Source organism: Methylobacterium sp. Leaf102, from assembly GCF_001422425.1.
GTDB lineage: Bacteria > Pseudomonadota > Alphaproteobacteria > Rhizobiales > Beijerinckiaceae > Methylobacterium.
In genome coordinates this window covers 138,559-155,219 of record NZ_LMMX01000012.1, presented here as the reverse complement: position 1 = coordinate 155,219, position 16,661 = coordinate 138,559, and the positions used below count along the sequence as shown (strand labels likewise).

Sequence of the window (16,661 nt, the reverse complement as noted above, 5' to 3'; positions counted from 1 at the left end):
TCGTTCCGGTTTGGCATCGCCGGAGTGGCGGCACGGTTTGTTCCAGGCCTTCGTGCCTTCGTTTCAGAGAGCGCGTGAAAGTTTTTTTGTAGGACACCGCAAATTAGCTGCGCTTGGCCCGATCCCGCCGCCCGTGTAATAAAATGCGCATCGAGCGTCCGCCCGCCGTAACGCCAGCGGATAACGGACGCCTTCGCCCGTTCAACAATCGAGGCCATCCATGAGCGCCGGTACCGTTGCCGACAAGCACTTCTCGAATTCGTTCTTCAACGCGTCGCTCGCCGACGCCGATCCGGAAGTGGCCGCCGCCGTCGGTCAGGAACTCGGTCGTCAGCAGCACGAGATCGAGCTGATCGCCTCCGAGAACATCGTCTCCAAGGCGGTGCTCGAGGCTCAGGGGTCGGTCCTCACCAACAAGTACGCCGAGGGCTATCCGGGTCGCCGCTATTACGGCGGCTGTCAGTTCGTCGACATCGCCGAGAACCTCGCCATCGAGCGCGCCAAGCGCCTGTTCGATTGTGGCTTCGCCAACGTGCAGCCGAATTCCGGCTCCCAGGCGAACCAGGGCGTGTTCATGGCCCTCATGCAGCCGGGCGATACGTTCCTCGGCCTCGATCTCGCCGCCGGCGGCCACCTCACCCACGGCGCCCCCCCGAACGTGTCGGGCAAGTGGTTCAAGCCCGTCTCCTACACCGTGCGCCGCGACGACCAGCGCATCGACATGGAGCAGGTCGAGGCGCTCGCCCACGAGCACAAGCCCAAGGTGATCATCGCGGGTGGCTCCGGCTATCCCCGTCATTGGGACTTCGCCAAGTTCCGTGAGATCGCCGATGCCGTCGGTGCGTACTTCTTCGTCGACATGGCCCACTTCGCCGGCCTCGTCGCCGCCGGGGTGCACCCGTCGCCGTTCCCGCACGCGCACGTCGCCACCACCACGACCCACAAGACCCTGCGCGGCCCGCGCGGCGGCATGATCCTGACGAACGACGAGGCGCTCGCCAAGAAGTTCAACTCGGCGATCTTCCCCGGTCTCCAGGGCGGCCCGCTCATGCACGTCATCGCCGGCAAGGCGGTCGCCTTCGGCGAGGCCCTCAAGCCCGAGTTCAAGATCTACGCCCGTCAGGTCATCGAGAACGCCAAGGCGCTGGCCGACACCCTGATGTCGGGCGGCTACGACATCACCTCGGGCGGCACCGACAACCACCTCATGCTCGTCGACCTGCAGAAGAAGGGCCTCACCGGCAAGGCGGCGGAAGCGGCGCTCAGCCGCGCCGACATCACCTGCAACAAGAACGGCGTCCCGTTCGATCCGGCCAAGCCCACCATCACGTCGGGCATTCGGCTGGGCACCCCGGCCGGCACCTCGCGCGGCTTCGGCGTCGCCGAGTTCAAGCAGATCGGCGGCTTCATCGTGGAAGTCCTCGACGGCTTGGTCGCCAAGGGCGAAGCGGGCGATGCCGAGATCGAGGCGGCCGTGAAGCAGAAGGTTCACGCCCTCACCGACCGGTTCCCGATCTACGCCTGAGACCAGGCGGTGTTCGCGCTTAACGCGTGCACCGCAACACGCTAAGGGAGACGGCCGCGGACCGGAGGGTGCGCGGCCGTTTCTCGTTCTTCCCCGCTCCCCGCACAGGTGTCCGCCCGATGCGCTGTCCCTATTGCAGCGGCCCCGACACCCAGGTGAAGGATTCGCGCCCCACCGACGACGCCATCCGGCGGCGCCGGGTCTGCCCGGATTGCGGCGGCCGCTTCACCACCTTCGAGCGGGTGCAACTGCGCGAACTCACGGTGCTCAAGCGCTCGGGTAAGCGGGTGACGTTCGACCGGGACAAGCTCGAGCGCTCCATCGGCGTGGCCCTGCGCAAGCGCGCCGTCGACCCGGAACGCGTCGAGCGCCTCGTCAGCGGCATCACCCGGCAGCTCGAGAGCGGCGGCGAGGGCGAGATCACCACGGAATCCATCGGCGAACTGGTGATGGAGGGGCTGAAGGGGCTCGACGACGTCGCGTATGTGCGCTTCGCCTCCGTCTATAAGAACTTCCGCGAGGCCAGCGACTTCAAGGCGCTCCTGGGTACCTTGGCCGAGGCGCCACCCGGGGCCGCTCAGGGCGAGGAGTCCGACAGCACGGTGACGCCCCTGCGCGCCAAGCCCCGTCCGCGACCATGAGCGCGCGCGACACCGCCTACATGCGGCTGGCCCTGGCCCTCGGCCACCGCAATCTCGGGCGGACCTGGCCCAACCCCTCCGTCGGCGCCGTCGTGGTCGCGGACGGGCGCATCGTCGGACAGGGCGTGACCGAGGCCGGCGGGCGGCCCCATGCCGAACCTCAGGCCCTCGCCATGGCGGGCGCGGCCGCGCGCGGCGCCACCCTCTACGTCACCCTGGAGCCGTGCTCGCATCACGGCCGCACCCCGCCCTGCACCGACGCCATCCTGGCGTCCGGGATCGCCCGCGTGGTGACTGCCCTCGAAGACCCCGATCCGCGCGTCGCCGGACGGGGACACGCCCTCCTGCGCGAGGCCGGGATCGCCGTCGCGACGGACGTCCTGCGGGAGGAGGCGGCCCGCGACCATCGCGGCCACGTCACCCGCGTGACCCTCGGGCGGCCGAGCCTGCACCTCAAGCTCGCCCGGACCCGGGACGGCTTCGCCGCCGGGGCGCCGGACCAGCGCCTGCGCATCACCGGCGCAATCGCCGACGGCGCCGTCCACCTGTGGCGGGCACATGCCGACGCGATCCTCGTCGGCATCGGCACGGCCCGGGCCGACGACCCGTCGCTCACCGTGCGCCTGCCCGGCCTGTCCCGGCGCTCGCCCCTGCGCGTCGTCCTCGATTCGAGCCTGCGGCTCCAGCCGTCGAGCCACCTCGTTCGAGGCGCGCGCGACATTCCCACCCTCGTGGTCACCACCCGCAACGCGCCCGCCCATGTGAAGCGGATGCTCGTTTCGTTCGGCGTCGAGGTGATCGGCGTCGCCGCCGATGCGGCCGGGCGGGTCGATCTGCCCGCTGCCCTGGAAGCCTTGGCCGAGCGCGGCTTCACCCGCCTGTGCTGCGAGGGCGGCCCCCGCCTCGCCGATGCCCTGGCGCGCGCCGACCTCATCGATGTCTGCACCCTGATCACCGGACCCACGGCCCTCGGGACGGGCGGCCTGCCGGCCATCGGGCCGCACCTCGCATCCAGCCTGGAGAAGGGCCATCTGAAGCCCGTCGAAGCGCGCGCGTTCGGTCCCGATCGCGCGATAACGTATGAGCGGAGCGTCTAGATGTTCACCGGTCTCGTCACCGATGTGGGAGAGGTCGTCGGCGTATCGGGGGACGACCGCCTGCGCCGCATCCGCATCCGCTCCGCCTACGATCCGGCCACCATCGCGCTGGGCGCCTCCATCGCCTGCTCCGGCCCGTGCCTGACGGCGGTCGCCGTGGACCCGGTGGCGGGGGGATGCGAATTCAGCGTCGACGCCGCCGCCGAGACCCTGGCGCTGACCACCGTCGGCACCTGGGTCGCGGGCACGCGGGTCAACCTCGAACGCTCCCTGAAGATCGGCGACGAACTCGGCGGCCACCTCGTCACCGGGCATGTCGATGGCCGTGCCGAGATCGTCGCCCGCGACTCCGTCACCGGGGGTACCGGCGATCCGCAATGGGCGCCGAGCGACCGCTTCACCCTGCGGGCTCCGGCCGGCCTGTCGCGCTTCATCGCCCAGAAGGGTTCGGTCTGCCTCGACGGCACCTCGCTGACGGTCAACACGGTTGCCGACGATCTCTTCTCCGTCCTCCTCATCCCCCACACCCTGGCAGTGACGACGTGGGGCCAGCGGCGCCAGGGCGATGCCCTCAACCTCGAGGTCGATCTCATCGCCCGCTACGCCGCGCGCCTCACGGAGGCGCAAGGCGCCCTGACCCGCTGAAGCCCTCCGCCGGGGAGCCGCTTGTCGGCCGGGCGCCTTCGGTCTATCGCTCGGCCCTTCCGATCGGGCAGGCTACGGCACGGGCTCGACGCGCGAGCCGGGACAACCCGGCCGATCCAGGGCGGCAACGTCGAGACGCACGAAAAGTCCGCTCCCGCGCCGCGCATCCACAAGGCCCCACGATGGTTTCGACCCAGCACGTCCCCCGCCCGTCGCCCGCCATCGTCCGGGGCGCCCGCGTCCTCGTGGTCGAGGCCCGCTACTACGACGAACTCGCCGATGCGATGCTGGCGGGCGCGCGTGCCACCCTCGACGCGGCCGAGGCGGAGACGACGGTGGTGACCGTGCCGGGCGCCCTCGAAATCCCTGCCGCCATCGCCATCCTGGTCGAGGCCGCCGCCCGCGCCGGCCAGCCCTACGACGCCGCCGTGGCGCTGGGCTGCGTCATCCGGGGCGAGACCGGACATTACGACATCGTCGCGAACGAGAGCGCGCGCGCCCTCATGGACCTCTCCGTCGCCCGGTTGCTGCCGCTGGGCAACGGCATCCTGACGGTGGAGACGGAGGCGCAGGCCTTCGCCCGCGCCCGCGTGTCCGAACTGAACAAGGGCGGCGGTGCCGCCGAGGCGGCGCTGGCGGTGCTGGCCCTGAAGCGGGCCGCCGCGGCCGCGCCCGTCGGAGAGGATTGAGCCCCATGGCCAAAGTCATCGAGCGCAGCGGCGCGCGCCTCTCCGTGGTGCAGGCGCTCTACGAGATGGAGATTTCCGGCAAGGGCGTCATCGAGGCAGTGGCCGAGTTCGAGACCTTCTGGATCGGCCAGACCGTCGACGGTGTCGAGCACCCGCCGGCCGAGATCGCCTTCTTCCGCGATCTCCTGCGCGGCGTGGTCGAGGAGCAGCGCGCCATCGATCCGATGCTCGACAACGCCCTGTCGCAGGGCTGGCCCCTGAAGCGCATCGAGATGGTCCTGCGCGCGATCCTGCGCGCCGGGGCCTATGAGCTCATGCACCGCCGCGACGTGCCGGCCCGTGCCGCCATCTCCGAATACGTCGATGTCGCCCACAGCTTCTATGGCGGCGACGAGCCCGGCATGGTCAACGCCGTCCTCGACAAGGTGGCCCGCGAGGTCCGGGGCCAGGAATTTGCTGGTCTGCCGGGTTCCAGCCTGCCCGGTTCGGGCCGGGCGTGAGCCGCGACCGTCCCACCGAGGACGGGCTGATCGCGCGTTACTTCGCGCCGCTGGCCGGCCCCGGCGCAGACGGGATGCGCGACGACGCCGCCACCCTGACGCCGACCCCCGGCCACGACCTCGTGCTGACCGCCGACGCCATCGTGGCCGGTGTGCACTTCTTCCCCGACGATCCACCGTCCTCCATCGCCCGCAAGGCCGTCGGGGTGAACTTTTCGGATTTGGCCGCCAAGGGGGCGGCTCCGCGCGGCATTCTCCTGACCCTGGCCTTGCCCGACGATTGGACGGAGGCGTGGCTCGCCGCCTTCGCCACAGGCCTCGGCGACGCCCTGTCGGCGTTCGGCGGCGCGCTGCTGGGCGGCGACACGGTCCGGGCCGCCGGGCCCCTGTCGGTGGGCGTCACTGCGCTGGGCGAAGTGCCCGCCGGCACCATGGTGCGGCGGATGACGGCGGCGATCGGCGACGTGCTCTGCGTCAGCGGTACCATCGGCGACGCCGCCCTCGGCCTGCCCCTGTGCCGTTCACCCCTGCCGGATTGGGGCGATGCCATCGGCGCGGCGGATCGCGCCGCCCTGGTCGCCCGCTACCGACATCCGCGCCCGCGCCTCGGCCTCGCACCGGTCCTGCGGCGGCACGCCCGCGCCGCCATGGACATCTCGGACGGGCTCGCGGGGGATCTCGCCAAGATGCTGAAGGGGGAGGGGCGCTGCGCCCTTGTCCGTCTCGCCGACGTTCCGCTCTCTCAAGCTGCTGCAAGCGCCGCAGCGCACGCGCCGGACATGATGGATACGATCGTCACCGGGGGAGACGATTACGAGATCCTCTGCGCGGTTCCACCCGAAAGCCTTGCGGCGATTCGCGCCGGGGCGGAAGCCGTCGGCATCCCCCTCCACCCCATCGGTACGGTCTTGGCCGGGGACGGGCCCCCCGTCTTCGAAGCCGCGGATGGCGCGCGAAAGACCTACGCGGCGGCCTCCTTCAGCCACTTCTGACGCGGCGCATCAGGCGGCCTCGTCGTCCTCGGGCGGCTCCGGATCGGCGGTCCACTGGGTGGCGAAGGCCGCGAGCTGGCGCGCGTCGGCGAACGCCATCACGGCGACCACTTGGTCGGCCGGCATCGCGCCCGGATAGGGGGCGAGCAGCACCGTCTCCTGGGAGAACTTCGCGCCGGGCGCGTGTTCGGCGATCCAGGCCTCGGCCTCCGGCGCGAGCCGGGTCGGATCGGAGGCGTCGCGGGCGCGGGAGTCCGACCGCAACACCAGCACGTAGGGGCCGAGCGTCGGGTTACGCTGCTGAAGAGCCTGGATGATGTCGATCATGGTGTCCTCGTCGCGCACCGGACCCGAGCCGGCGGCGGCCTACGGTTGAATATCTTCGCTGATCCTGTTTCCGGCTCGATCGTTCGGGTGCCGGCGCGCGGGTCCCCCTCTCCTTCCAGGAGAGGGGGCACGTCGCGTGAATACCGACCGAAGTCGTCACCCGGAAACCGTATCAGCCAAAAACCCTCAGTGCAGTTTCACCCGCGATTCCGTACGGCGGGTCAGCGCGCGGGCGACGGCGTCGAGGGCGGTCTTCACGGTGCCGTGCAGGGCCTGCTCGTGCATCTTGTACAGCGAGCGGTACATCATCCGGGCGAACAGCCCGGCGATGAACATGTTCTTGCCCCGCACGAAGCCCATCAGGCTGCCCACCGTCGAGTATTCGCCGAGGGACACCAGCGAGCCGAAGTCGCGGTACTTGAACGGCTTCAACGGCTTGCCGGCGATCTTGGCGGGAATGAGCTTGATGAGATGGCTCGCCTGCTGATGCGCCGCCTGGGCGCGGGGCGGGATCGGCGTATCCGAGCCCTTCTCCACGAGGTAGGCGCAGTCGCCGATGGCGAAGATGTCTGGGTCGCGCGTGGTCTGCAGGGATGGCGTCACCACGAGCTGGTTGTTGCGCGTGGTCTCGAGGCCGCCGATGTCGTGCAGGAACGGCGGCGCCTTCACGCCGGCGGCCCAGACCACGAGTTCGGACGGAATGAAGCCCCCGTCGGCGAGTTGCACGCCGTCGGCCCGGACCTCGGTGACGCGGGCGTTGATCCGCACTTCGACGCCGATCTTGTCGAGCAGGCGCACCACGTCCTGCGACAGGCGCTCGGGCACCGCCGGCAGGATGCGGGAGGCCGCCTCCACCAGGGTGATCTTGAGGTCTTTGTCCGGGTCGATCCGGTCGAGGCCCGTGGAGGCCACGTCGCGGGTGGTCCGATGCAGCTCGGCCGCGAGCTCGGTGCCCGTCGCGCCGGCGCCGATCACCGTAACGTGGAGCTGGCCCGGACGCACGGGGCCGACCTGGGTGTGGGCGCGCAGCATGCCGTTGACGAGGCGCTGGTGGAAGCGCACCGCCTGGTCCTGCGTGTCGAGGGCGATGGCGTTCTCCTTCACCCCCGGCGTGCCGAAATCGTTGGTGGTGGAGCCGACCGCGAGCACCAGGGTGTCGTAGCCGATGGACCGCACGGGCGTGACCTCGCGCCCCTCCGCGTCGTGGCTCGCGGCGAGCTGGATCGTGTGCGTCGCCCGGTCGAGACCGGTCATCTGGCCGATGCGGTAGCGGAAATGGTGGCGGTGGGCGTGGTGGAGGTAATCCACCGCGTGGTGGCCGACATCGAGGCTGCCGGCGGCGACCTCGTGCAGCAGCGGCTTCCAGATATGGGTGCGCGCGCGGTCGACGAGGGTGACGTGGGCCTTGCCGGACTTGCCCAGCGCGTCGCCGAGCTTCGTCGCCAGCTGAAGGCCCGCCGCGCCGCCGCCGACGACCACGATGCGATGCAGGTTTTCCACGGATTCGCCCGGTACCATGCGTTTGTCGTCCTGCGTCTCGTCAAGGAAGGGGGCGGATGTCGAGCCAGCGTGAACGCCGTGTGGCGCCGGGGGCACCGCCCATTCTTAGAACGCTTATATTTGGGGTGAGCCCGTTCGGGTCAAAGAAAATTATGCGTCAGGCAGGCGCGCCGGGCTGGCGGAGGGGGTGCGCCCGCGCGAAGGCCTCCTGTGACAGGCAATCCTCCGCGATGCGCCGAACCGTCGGGTAGGGCGCGGTCTCCACTCCGAAGATGCCGGTGCCGACCCAGAGGCTGACAAGGCAGAGGTCGGCGTGGCTCACCGCGTCGCCTTGCGCGTAGCGTCCGGTCCCAGGCTCCCGGGTCAGGCGAGTCTCGAGGGTCTTCAACCCGCTCTCGAACCAGTGGCGCACGAAGCCCATCATCCGGTCCTTCGGGATGTCGTAGGCCTGCATGAGGTAGTTGCGCACCCGGGGCACATAGAGTGGGTGGGTGTCGCAGGCCACCACCTGGGCGAGCGAGCGGGCGCGGGCGCGTGAGCGCGGATCGGCCGGCAGCAGCGGCACGGCGGGGTGGATGTCCTCGAGATAGTCGAGGATGGCGAGCGACTGGGTCAGGGGCGGCCCGTCGCCGTCGAAGAAGGCCGGCACCGCGCCCTGCGGGTTGATCGCCAGGAACTCTGGCTTGAATTGGTCGCCCGCATCGAGATCGATGAAGGTCTCTTCGCAGGGGATGCCCTTGAGGTTGAGGGCGATCCGCACCCGGAAGGCGGCGGCCGAGCGCCAGTTGCCGTACATCTTCACGCGCGTCGTCTCTCCGTGGCGATGCGCGACCACACCCGACATCGCTCCGGACCGCAACCCCCTCCGCCGGGGACCGTCATGAAACCGATGCGGTGGCCGTGATCCTGCTTTGTCGCAGGCGAATTTGGCAGCGCGGGATTCCTCGCGCATAGCGGACCGACGCTGAAGACGCGGGCGCGCGGCCCCAGGGATGGACGAGCATGCAGATCGAGACGCCCTACCTCATGTTCCTCGGCGACGTACCCGACACCCTGGCGGCCAAGACCGCCTACGGCATCAAGGATTGGCGTCCCGAATGGTGCGTCGGCCAGATGCGTCTGCCCGGCTGCGCCGCCGATCTCGGCATTCCCGACCTCACCCTCGCGCAAGCTGTGGAGAAGGGTTGCCGCACGATGGTGATCGGTGTCGCCAACGCGGGGGGCGTCCTGCCCGACCACTGGGTCTCGGAGATCGTCGCGGCGCTGGAGGCCGGCCTCGATATCGCCAGCGGGCTGCACGCCCGCCTCGGCGCCGTGCCGGCCATCGCGGCGGCGGCCGAGGCCAACGGGCGCCAGCTCCACGACGTGCGCCACACCTCCGAGACTTTCGCCACGGGCAAGGGCACGAAGCGCCCCGGCAAGCGCCTGCTCAGCGTCGGCACCGACTGCTCGGTGGGCAAGAAGTACACGGTGCTGGCGCTCGAGCGCGGCATGCGGGATCGCGGCCTCGACGCGGATTTCCGCGCTACGGGCCAGACCGGCGTGTTCATCTCGGGACGTGGCGTCGCCATCGACGCCGTGGTGGCGGACTTCATCTCCGGCGCCGTCGAGTGGATCGCCCCGGCGGCCGCGCCCGACCATTGGGACCTTCTGGAAGGGCAGGGCTCCCTGTTCCACCCGTCCTTCGCCGGCGTCAGCCTCGGGCTGCTGCATGGAGCGCAGGCCGACGCGTTCATCGTCTGCCACGAGCCGAGCCGCACCGCCATGCGGGGGGTGCAGCATCCCCTGCCGACGATCCGGGAGGTCATCGACCTTACGGTGCAACTCGGACGCCTCACCAATCCCGACATCCGCCCCGTGGGGATCGCGGTGAACACCCAGAGCCTGGAAGAGGGCGCCGCCCGGACGCTGCTCACCGATCTGGCCCGCGAGCACGGCCTGCCGGCCACCGACCCCGTGCGCTTCGGCGTCGGGGAGATCGTCGATCGCCTCGTCGCCGAGTTCCCGGCCGGGGCCAGCGCATGAGCCGGGTCTTGACCGCAGCCGTCGAGCGCTTCCCCATCGCGGGGGCGTTCACCATCGCGCGCGGCAGCCGCACGGAGGCCGTCGTGGTCCTTGCCACCATCACGGATACGGAGGGGCGTGTCGGACGCGGCGAGTGCGTGCCGTACGCCCGCTACGGCGAGACCGTGGACAGCGTGCGTGACCTCATCCTGGCGCAGGCCGATGCCATCGCGGCCGGGGCGTCGCGGACGGATCTGCTGACCGCAATGAAGCCGGGCGCGGCCCGCAACGCCCTCGATTGCGCCCTGTTCGACCTGGAGGCGAAGCAGCTCGGCCGCCCGGCCTGGGAGATCGCCGGTCTCAGTGCCCCCGAGGTCGCCACCACCGCCTACACCCTCAGCCTCGGCGATCCGGAGAGCATGGAGGCCGCCGCCCGCGCGGCCGCCGCCCGTCCGCTCCTCAAGGTGAAGCTCGGGGGGGAGGGCGACCCGGACCGGATCGCCGCCGTGCGCCGCGGGGCGCCCCGATCGCGCCTCGTGGTCGATGCCAACGAGGCATGGCGGCCCGACACCCTGGAAGCGAACCTCGCCGCTTGCGTCGCGGCGCAAGTCGAACTCATCGAGCAGCCCCTGCCGGCGGGCGAGGACGAGATCCTGGCCACCATCCCGCGGCCGATCCCGATCTGCGCCGACGAGAGCCTGCACGACCGCGCCGGCCTCGACGCCCTGGCGACCCGCTACGACGCCATCAACATCAAGCTCGACAAGGCCGGCGGCCTCACCGAGGCGGTGATGCTGGCGCACGAGGCCCGCGCCCGCGGCTTCTCCCTGATGATCGGCTGCATGGTCGGAACATCGCTCGCCATGGCGCCCGCCATGCTGCTCGCGCACCACGCCGACTTCGTCGATCTCGACGGTCCGCTGCTTCTGGCGCGGGACCGAGACCCCGCCCTGGTGTTCGACGGCAGCCTGATCCACCCGCCGACGCCGGAGTTGTGGGGGTAGGACGTGCTCCGTACTTCTCCGTGAGCCGGTCTCCTCAGGGCGCGCCGACCACCCGGAGCGGGCTCGAACGACGCGTCCGGCTCGTCGTGTCAGGCGCAGCACAGCGGGTCTGGTTGCGGCCGGCGGCCTTGGCCTCGTAGAGCGCGATATCGGCGCGTTTGTAGAGATCGGCCGTCGCGCTGCCGACGCCGGGGGTCGGCACGACGGTCGCGGTGCCGATGCTCACGGTGACCGAACCCGCGCCCAGGGACGCCGCCTCGACCGTCAGCGTCGCCATCTCCGCGTGGACGCGATCGGCGATCCGCAGGGCACCCACCGAGTCCGTTTCGGGCAGGAGCAGGACGAACTCCTCCCCGCCGACACGAAAGACGAGATCCTCGGGACGGTGAACGCTGGCTGCGAGGCAGCGCGCCAACCCGATCAGCACCTCGTCGCCGACCGCATGGCCGTAGCGGTCGTTGTAGCGCTTGAAATGGTCGGCATCGACCACGAGCAGGGACAGCGGTTCGCCGGTGCGCCCGGCACTCCGCCACGCGCGATCGAACATCGTCTCGAAGCGCCGCCGGTTCGACAGGCCCGTGAGGGCATCCGTCTGCGACAGCCGGGCCAGCTCCGCCTGCGCCTCCGAGCGGCGGCGCAACTCGCGTCCGAACAGCAGCGAGAGGCTGGCGGTGAGGCCGCACAGCACGAGGACGATGAGGCCGAGGACGAGGGCGTGCTCGCGCCACTCGGCCTCGACCTCGTCGCGGGACAGGGCGACGTTGAGGAGCATCGGATGATCGCCGATGCCCGTGAAACTGTAATGCCGTTCGAACCCGTCGCTGAATGTGCGGCTGACGAAGCTGCCGCGTCCTTCGCGGACGAAGCGAACGAAGTTCGGGACCTCGGCGAAGCTCTTGCCGATGGTGTCTCCGTCGAACGGATAACGCATGATGCGTGTGCCGTCGCGCAGATACAGCGCGATGGTGCCGAGGCGCCCGAGACCGATATCCTCGAACAACCCGCTGAAGTACGTCAGCTTCAGCGAGCCCAGAACGACACCGCCGAACGAGCCGTCCGGCTTGTCGATGCGGCGGCTGAGGACGAGGACTTGGGTTCCGAGAAGCTGCGACACGATGGGGCCGTCGATCACGAGGCCGAGATCGGCGCGCGCCCGGTGTGCCTGGAAGTAGGCGCGCGCCGAATTGTTGAGCTTGCGCGCCGGCACGGCCCCGGAATCGACGATGCTTTCGCCATGCTCGTCGAGGACGAGCATCACGCCCATGTCTCGCGCCGAGATGGCCCGGTCGAACAGGATGAGCTGCCGCATCTCCGGGGTCGCCTGCGCGACGCCGGGTTCCCGCAGGTTGTCGATGACGCCCTGGAGGGACAGGTCGATGATTTCGATGTTGCGGGCGATGTCGCGTTCGAGAACCTGGAGAAGGTTCTTCGAATTCTGCTCGGCCTTGCTCCAGGCATCGCGGCGCAGGTCGAGGAGCATGATCCCGGACACGAGAAGCATCCCGATCGGCGCGAGAATTCCGAGGGCGATCCCGAGGCGCCCCAGGCGGAGCGTAGGCAAGCGAAGCACGAGCAGGCCGATCGCCGAAAGGATGCGCCGCCGACGAGCCACCACACGCTACCTCCGTGTCCGCATCCACACAACCCAAGGGTAGCACGAGGGAATGAAGCGAAGGTTTCAGTGGTGCGTACGATCGTGTCGAGCGAAGTCCATTTCGCGAAGCGATCGTCGCCAGGTATCCATCGGACCTACCCGCGCACGATGAAGCGCAGGGCATAGACGAGGGCGGTAAACGAGATGAGACTCACCGCGTAGAACACCACGAACCACAGCATGCGCCGGTTTCGCCCCGACGCACCCGAGGATTCGTTACCCTCCGAGCCGCTCCCGCCGGGGTCGGCGCCGCGTCCGGCGTCCCTCAATGTCCGTAACCCCCCGCCTGAATGTCCTCGGCGACTTTGCCGCGAAACACCCAGTAGGCGTAGGCCGTGTAGGCGAGGGTCAAGGGCATGACCACGGCATAGCCGACGAGGGCGAATTGCAGGGCGCTGACGGCGTTGGCGGCCTGCCAGATCGTCATGCGTGGCGGCACGATGTAGGGGAACAGGCTGATGGCGAGGCCGAGGAACCCGAGCAGGAACAGCGCGATGGCGAGGAGGAACGGCGCGAGATGTCGTCCTCCCGCGAGGGCGCGGTGGATGCCCCAGGCCACCAAGGCCGTCACCACCGGCACGGGCGCGACGTAGAGGATGTTGGGCCAGGACACCCAACGCCACTGGATGTCGAGGCCGAGGAACGGCACCCAGGCGCTGACGATGGCCATGCAGGCGACGGTGGCGAGAAGAAACTGCCGGCTCTTGCGGCGCGCCCAGATCTCGAGCTCGCCCGAGGTCTTCATCACGCACCAGGTGGCCCCGAGCAGCCCGTAGCCGCAAACGAGGCCGATCCCCGTCATCACGCTGAACGGGGTCAGCCAGTCGAGGGTCCCGCCGGTGAAGCCGCGCCCCTCCGTCTGGAAGCCCTGCACGAAGGCACCGAGTACCAGTCCCTGCGCGAAGGTCGCCACCAGGGAGCCGTAATGGAAGGCGTAGTCCCACAGCGCCTGCGAACGTTCCGCCTTGAACCGGAACTCGAAGGCGACGCCCCGGAAGATGAGCGCGATGAGCATGAGGATCAACGGCAGGTAGAGGGCCGGCAGCAGGATCGCGTAGGCGACGCTGAACACCGCGAACAGGCCGCCGCCGCCGAGCACCAGCCACGTCTCGTTGCCGTCCCAGATCGGCGCCACGGAGAGCATCATCCGGTCGCGCCAATTCCCCTTCCGAGCGGCGGTGAAGAGGATGCCGACGCCGAGGTCGAATCCATCGATGACCACGTACATGGCCACCGCGAGCGCGAGCAGTCCCGACCAGATCAGCGGCAGCCAGAAGGCCGGCCCTTCGTAGTCCATGCCGAATCCGAACATCCGACCGCGCCCCCGTCGTCATACCCCCGACGACAGGTTTAGCCGCACGATCCCCGCAATGCCAACCGGACCCCGCCGGGGCGCTACCGCGACGCGACGCCCCGCCACGGCGGCTGCCGGTCGGCCTCGGCCAAGGTATCGGCGGAGGCCGGACGGGTCGTGCCGAGGCGCCGGACGAGGCCGTCCACCCCTTCGCGCACCAGCTGTTCGCGCGTTTCCGCCGGCATCGCGTCGAAGGCGGCCGCGAGAGCGTGGGCCGGCGCCTGCGGCGACACCGCCGGGAGGGTCGGCACGGCGTCCGGGTGGTCCCTCAGGAGCGCGAGGTAGGACAGGCCGCCGATCACCACGGCGGCACGGATGAGGAACAGCATGGCTCGGTCCAGGGTCCGTACGGGGCGGCGTCGAACAGCGTGAACTCCAGGAACGCACGCGAGTGGTAAAGCAGACATGAGCCGGTCGACACGACTCGTCGCGATGGTGAACGGCGTTTTATTGGGTCTGAGATCGAAAGCGTCGTCGGCTTTGTGGGGCCGATACGATCAGGAGCCGGGCGTCACCGGATTTTTCGGGCGTGCCGCCGCGAGAGCCATCCGTCTCGGACGATGCGGTTACTTTCCGGAAAGCATGTGGAGACGTGCGGCACCCCCCTCGCAAGACTCGCTTAAGTCGGCTCTGCGACGGTTCGGTCAGTCGAGTTCAGGTCGAGCCCGAGTTCAAGTCGAACCAAGGGGCGTCGGACGGGCCGGTAAGGCCTCCATCCGCGCTGTGCGTGTCGGTATTGCGTATCTACGGTGCCCTGGCGTCCCTCATCGATACCCGTTTAGCGGGTCTCGTCCATGAGTCGGTGATCGACGACGCCGCCGTGCGGTTTCGTCATGAGCGCTTCCTCGTCTCGCGCCTGGCCACCGGTTTGGTGATGATGCTGGGTCTGCCGCCCTACCTGCTTCTGCGGGGCGTGCCGAGCGGCATCGAGGCCCTCGCCATCGCCAGCCTGCTGCTCCCGGTCTTCGCCGCCGTCCTCCTGTCGCGCACCGGCATCCTCTGGGTGGCACACGCGATCTCGTCGGCCGGCCTCACCGGCCTCGTGGTCTGCCTCGCGATGATGACGGGCGGCGCCAACTCCGCCGCCGCCATCTGGCTCGTGGCGATTCCCCTCGAGGCCGTGGTCTCGGGCTCGCGCCGGGCAACCCTCGCGGCCGCCATCGTGGCGGCCCTCGGGGCGCTCGCCGTCGCGTTCCTGCCGCCGCTCGGCGTCAGCGGCGTCCTGATGGAATGGTCCCGGACCCTCGCCATGCCGGTCTTCGCCATCACGGCCATCGGCCACATCACCGCCCAGGCCATCGAGCACTTCCGCCACGAAGGCCGGTGGCTCGCCAAGCTGCGCGACAACGAACTGCGCGATCGCATGCTCCTGTCGGCTATCGACGACCTCGTGACCTGGCACGATTGCAACGGACGCGTCATCGAGGCCAGCGCGTCGTCGGCTCGCTTCATCGGCGCCGAGGCAAGCCGCCTGCGCGGTCACGGCCTCCTGGAGCGCGTTCATGTCGGCGACCGGCCGGCCCTGCTTCAGACCCTCAGCGACGTCGCCGCTCACGGCGTGCCCGCCACGGTGCAGTTCCGTCTCCAACTCGACGCCGCCGCCGTGCGGGCCGAGGGGGCCCCCCGCGTGATCTTCGCCGAGATGCGGGCCCACCGCATCGACGCCGCCCGCACCGGCCTGCCCAATGCCCTGGCTTCCGGCTCGAGCGTCGTCGCCGTGACCCGCGACGTCACGGAGCACCGCCGCCACGCCGAGGAATTGGAGCGCGCCCGCGCCGAGGCCGAGCGCGCCGACGAGGTGAAGAGCCGCTTCCTCGCCACCGTGAGCCACGAGCTGCGCACGCCGCTCAACGCCATCATCGGGTTCTCGGAAGTCCTGGCGGGCGAGGGCGCGATGACCATCGGACCGGAGCAGAGCCGAGAATACGCCGTGATCATCGGTGATTCGGGCAAGCACCTCCTCGACGTGGTCAACACGCTCCTCGACATGTCCCGCATCCAAAGCGGCCACTTCGATTACGCGCCGGAGACCTTCGACCTCAACGCCCTCGTGCGGACCTGCTGCGACCTGATGCAGCTCAGGGCCGTGAAGGCTGGCGTGGTCCTCGTCCGCTCCGACGATGCCGCACCGATCCACATCACGGCCGACCTGCGCGCCTGCCGGCAGATGATGATCAACCTCCTGTCGAACGCCGTGAAGTTCACGCCGTCCGGCGGGCGGGTGGAGGTCGCCATCCGGCAGGCTGGCCATCACCTCGATCTCATCGTCACCGACACCGGGATCGGCATCGCGGCCGACGATCTGCCCCGGGTCGGCGACCCCTTCTTCCAGGCTCAGAGCGACACCCGTCGCTCGCACGAGGGCACGGGCCTCGGTCTCTCCGTGGTCCAGGGGCTCGTCGGCCTGCACAGCGGCGCCATCGCCATCGAGAGTGTTCCGGGCCAGGGCACGAGCGTCATCGTCACCCTGCCGGTGACCTGCCGGACGCAGGCCAACCTCGCCGGTCCGGCCCCGATCCGCACGGCTTCACGCGTTCCCGGCGCCACAGACACGGCGCGGTCGCCGGCGCCGATCCGTCGGCCCATCGGCCTGTTCGAGGCCTCGTCCGAGCCCGTCCGCGAGAGCTACGTGCCCGACGGAGGTTCGCCCCTGCGGCGTGCCGGATAGGACCGGCCCATCGTCACCCAGAGCGGCCGGACCCGGCCGCTTGCCCCGACCCCCCATCCGC

Annotated in this window: 17 protein-coding genes; 10 read left to right on the top strand and 7 right to left on the bottom strand. The window is 69.9% G+C overall.

Annotation, left to right across the window (positions count from 1 at the left end):
• Positions 1–220: 220 nt before the first annotated feature.
• The 7 genes from glyA (at position 221) to thiL (ending at position 6,089) form a co-directional block, all read left to right on the top strand.
• Positions 221–1,525 carry a serine hydroxymethyltransferase gene (gene glyA / locus ASF27_RS08910; protein ID WP_056086469.1) on the top strand — a complete coding sequence of 435 codons (1,305 nt, stop codon included), beginning with the start codon at positions 221–223 and terminating at the stop codon, positions 1,523–1,525.
• 119 nt (positions 1,526–1,644) lie between these two features.
• Complete coding sequence (gene nrdR / locus ASF27_RS08905) at positions 1,645–2,166, top strand: transcriptional regulator NrdR (protein ID WP_056359396.1); 522 nt, start codon at positions 1,645–1,647, stop codon at positions 2,164–2,166.
• 20 nt (positions 2,167–2,186) lie between these two features.
• Complete coding sequence (gene ribD / locus ASF27_RS08900) at positions 2,187–3,263, top strand: bifunctional diaminohydroxyphosphoribosylaminopyrimidine deaminase/5-amino-6-(5-phosphoribosylamino)uracil reductase RibD (RefSeq protein WP_082478943.1); 1,077 nt, start codon at positions 2,187–2,189, stop codon at positions 3,261–3,263.
• Positions 3,264–3,908 carry a riboflavin synthase gene (locus ASF27_RS08895; protein WP_056169894.1) on the top strand — a complete coding sequence of 215 codons (645 nt, stop codon included), beginning with the start codon at positions 3,264–3,266 and terminating at the stop codon, positions 3,906–3,908.
• A 182-nt stretch (positions 3,909–4,090) separates the two neighbouring features.
• The gene (gene ribH, locus ASF27_RS08890; protein WP_056169891.1) at positions 4,091–4,597 is read left to right on the top strand and encodes a 6,7-dimethyl-8-ribityllumazine synthase; all 507 of its coding nucleotides are present in this window, start codon (positions 4,091–4,093) and stop codon (positions 4,595–4,597) included.
• 5 nt (positions 4,598–4,602) lie between these two features.
• Positions 4,603–5,097, top strand: a complete 495-nt coding sequence (gene nusB, locus ASF27_RS08885; RefSeq protein ID WP_056169889.1) for a transcription antitermination factor NusB — start codon at positions 4,603–4,605, stop codon at positions 5,095–5,097.
• Complete coding sequence (thiL, locus tag ASF27_RS08880; RefSeq protein WP_056359389.1) at positions 5,094–6,089, top strand: thiamine-phosphate kinase; 996 nt, start codon at positions 5,094–5,096, stop codon at positions 6,087–6,089. The genes nusB and thiL overlap by 4 nt, the downstream gene beginning before the upstream one ends.
• 9 nt (positions 6,090–6,098) lie before the next feature.
• Here the strand turns inward: thiL and ASF27_RS08875 are convergent, their stop codons facing one another.
• The 3 genes from ASF27_RS08875 to maiA all read right to left on the bottom strand — a co-directional run bounded on the left by ASF27_RS08875 (position 6,099) and on the right by maiA (position 8,718).
• On the bottom strand, positions 6,099–6,416 hold the full coding sequence (locus ASF27_RS08875; protein WP_056359710.1) for a hypothetical protein: 318 nt from the start codon (positions 6,414–6,416) through the stop codon (positions 6,099–6,101).
• A gap of 186 nt (positions 6,417–6,602) precedes the next feature.
• Positions 6,603–7,934 carry an NAD(P)/FAD-dependent oxidoreductase gene (locus ASF27_RS08870; protein ID WP_056169883.1) on the bottom strand — a complete coding sequence of 444 codons (1,332 nt, stop codon included), beginning with the start codon at positions 7,932–7,934 and terminating at the stop codon, positions 6,603–6,605.
• A gap of 139 nt (positions 7,935–8,073) precedes the next feature.
• Positions 8,074–8,718 carry a maleylacetoacetate isomerase gene (gene maiA / locus ASF27_RS08865; RefSeq protein ID WP_056304587.1) on the bottom strand — a complete coding sequence of 215 codons (645 nt, stop codon included), beginning with the start codon at positions 8,716–8,718 and terminating at the stop codon, positions 8,074–8,076.
• A 200-nt stretch (positions 8,719–8,918) separates the two neighbouring features.
• Here maiA and dgcN point away from each other — a divergent pair, with 200 nt between their 5' ends.
• Positions 8,919–9,941: an N-acetyltransferase DgcN gene (gene dgcN / locus ASF27_RS08860; RefSeq protein WP_056359384.1), complete on the top strand. Its 1,023-nt coding sequence runs from the start codon at positions 8,919–8,921 to the stop codon at positions 9,939–9,941.
• On the top strand, positions 9,938–10,924 hold the full coding sequence (gene dgcA, locus ASF27_RS08855; RefSeq protein ID WP_056359381.1) for an N-acetyl-D-Glu racemase DgcA: 987 nt from the start codon (positions 9,938–9,940) through the stop codon (positions 10,922–10,924). Before dgcN ends, dgcA begins: the two co-directional genes overlap by 4 nt.
• A gap of 34 nt (positions 10,925–10,958) precedes the next feature.
• Here dgcA and ASF27_RS08850 read toward each other — a convergent pair whose 3' ends face one another.
• From ASF27_RS08850 to ASF27_RS08840, 4 genes are all read right to left on the bottom strand, one after another.
• The gene (locus tag ASF27_RS08850; RefSeq protein WP_082478941.1) at positions 10,959–12,425 is read right to left on the bottom strand and encodes a sensor domain-containing diguanylate cyclase; all 1,467 of its coding nucleotides are present in this window, start codon (positions 12,423–12,425) and stop codon (positions 10,959–10,961) included.
• A gap of 248 nt (positions 12,426–12,673) precedes the next feature.
• Entirely contained in the window at positions 12,674–12,847 is a 174-nt protein-coding gene (locus ASF27_RS22170; RefSeq protein ID WP_156368925.1) for a hypothetical protein, read from the bottom strand.
• Positions 12,844–13,890 (bottom strand): cytochrome d ubiquinol oxidase subunit II, encoded by a 1,047-nt coding sequence (gene cydB / locus ASF27_RS08845; protein WP_056359379.1) that lies wholly within the window; start codon positions 13,888–13,890, stop codon positions 12,844–12,846. Before cydB ends, ASF27_RS22170 begins: the two co-directional genes overlap by 4 nt.
• Positions 13,891–13,973: 83 nt before the next feature.
• The gene (locus ASF27_RS08840; RefSeq protein WP_056359376.1) at positions 13,974–14,261 is read right to left on the bottom strand and encodes a hypothetical protein; all 288 of its coding nucleotides are present in this window, start codon (positions 14,259–14,261) and stop codon (positions 13,974–13,976) included.
• Positions 14,262–14,659: 398 nt separating this feature from the next.
• Here ASF27_RS08840 and ASF27_RS08835 point away from each other — a divergent pair, with 398 nt between their 5' ends.
• Positions 14,660–16,600 carry a PAS domain-containing sensor histidine kinase gene (locus ASF27_RS08835; protein ID WP_056359373.1) on the top strand — a complete coding sequence of 647 codons (1,941 nt, stop codon included), beginning with the start codon at positions 14,660–14,662 and terminating at the stop codon, positions 16,598–16,600.
• Positions 16,601–16,661: the final 61 nt, after the last annotated feature.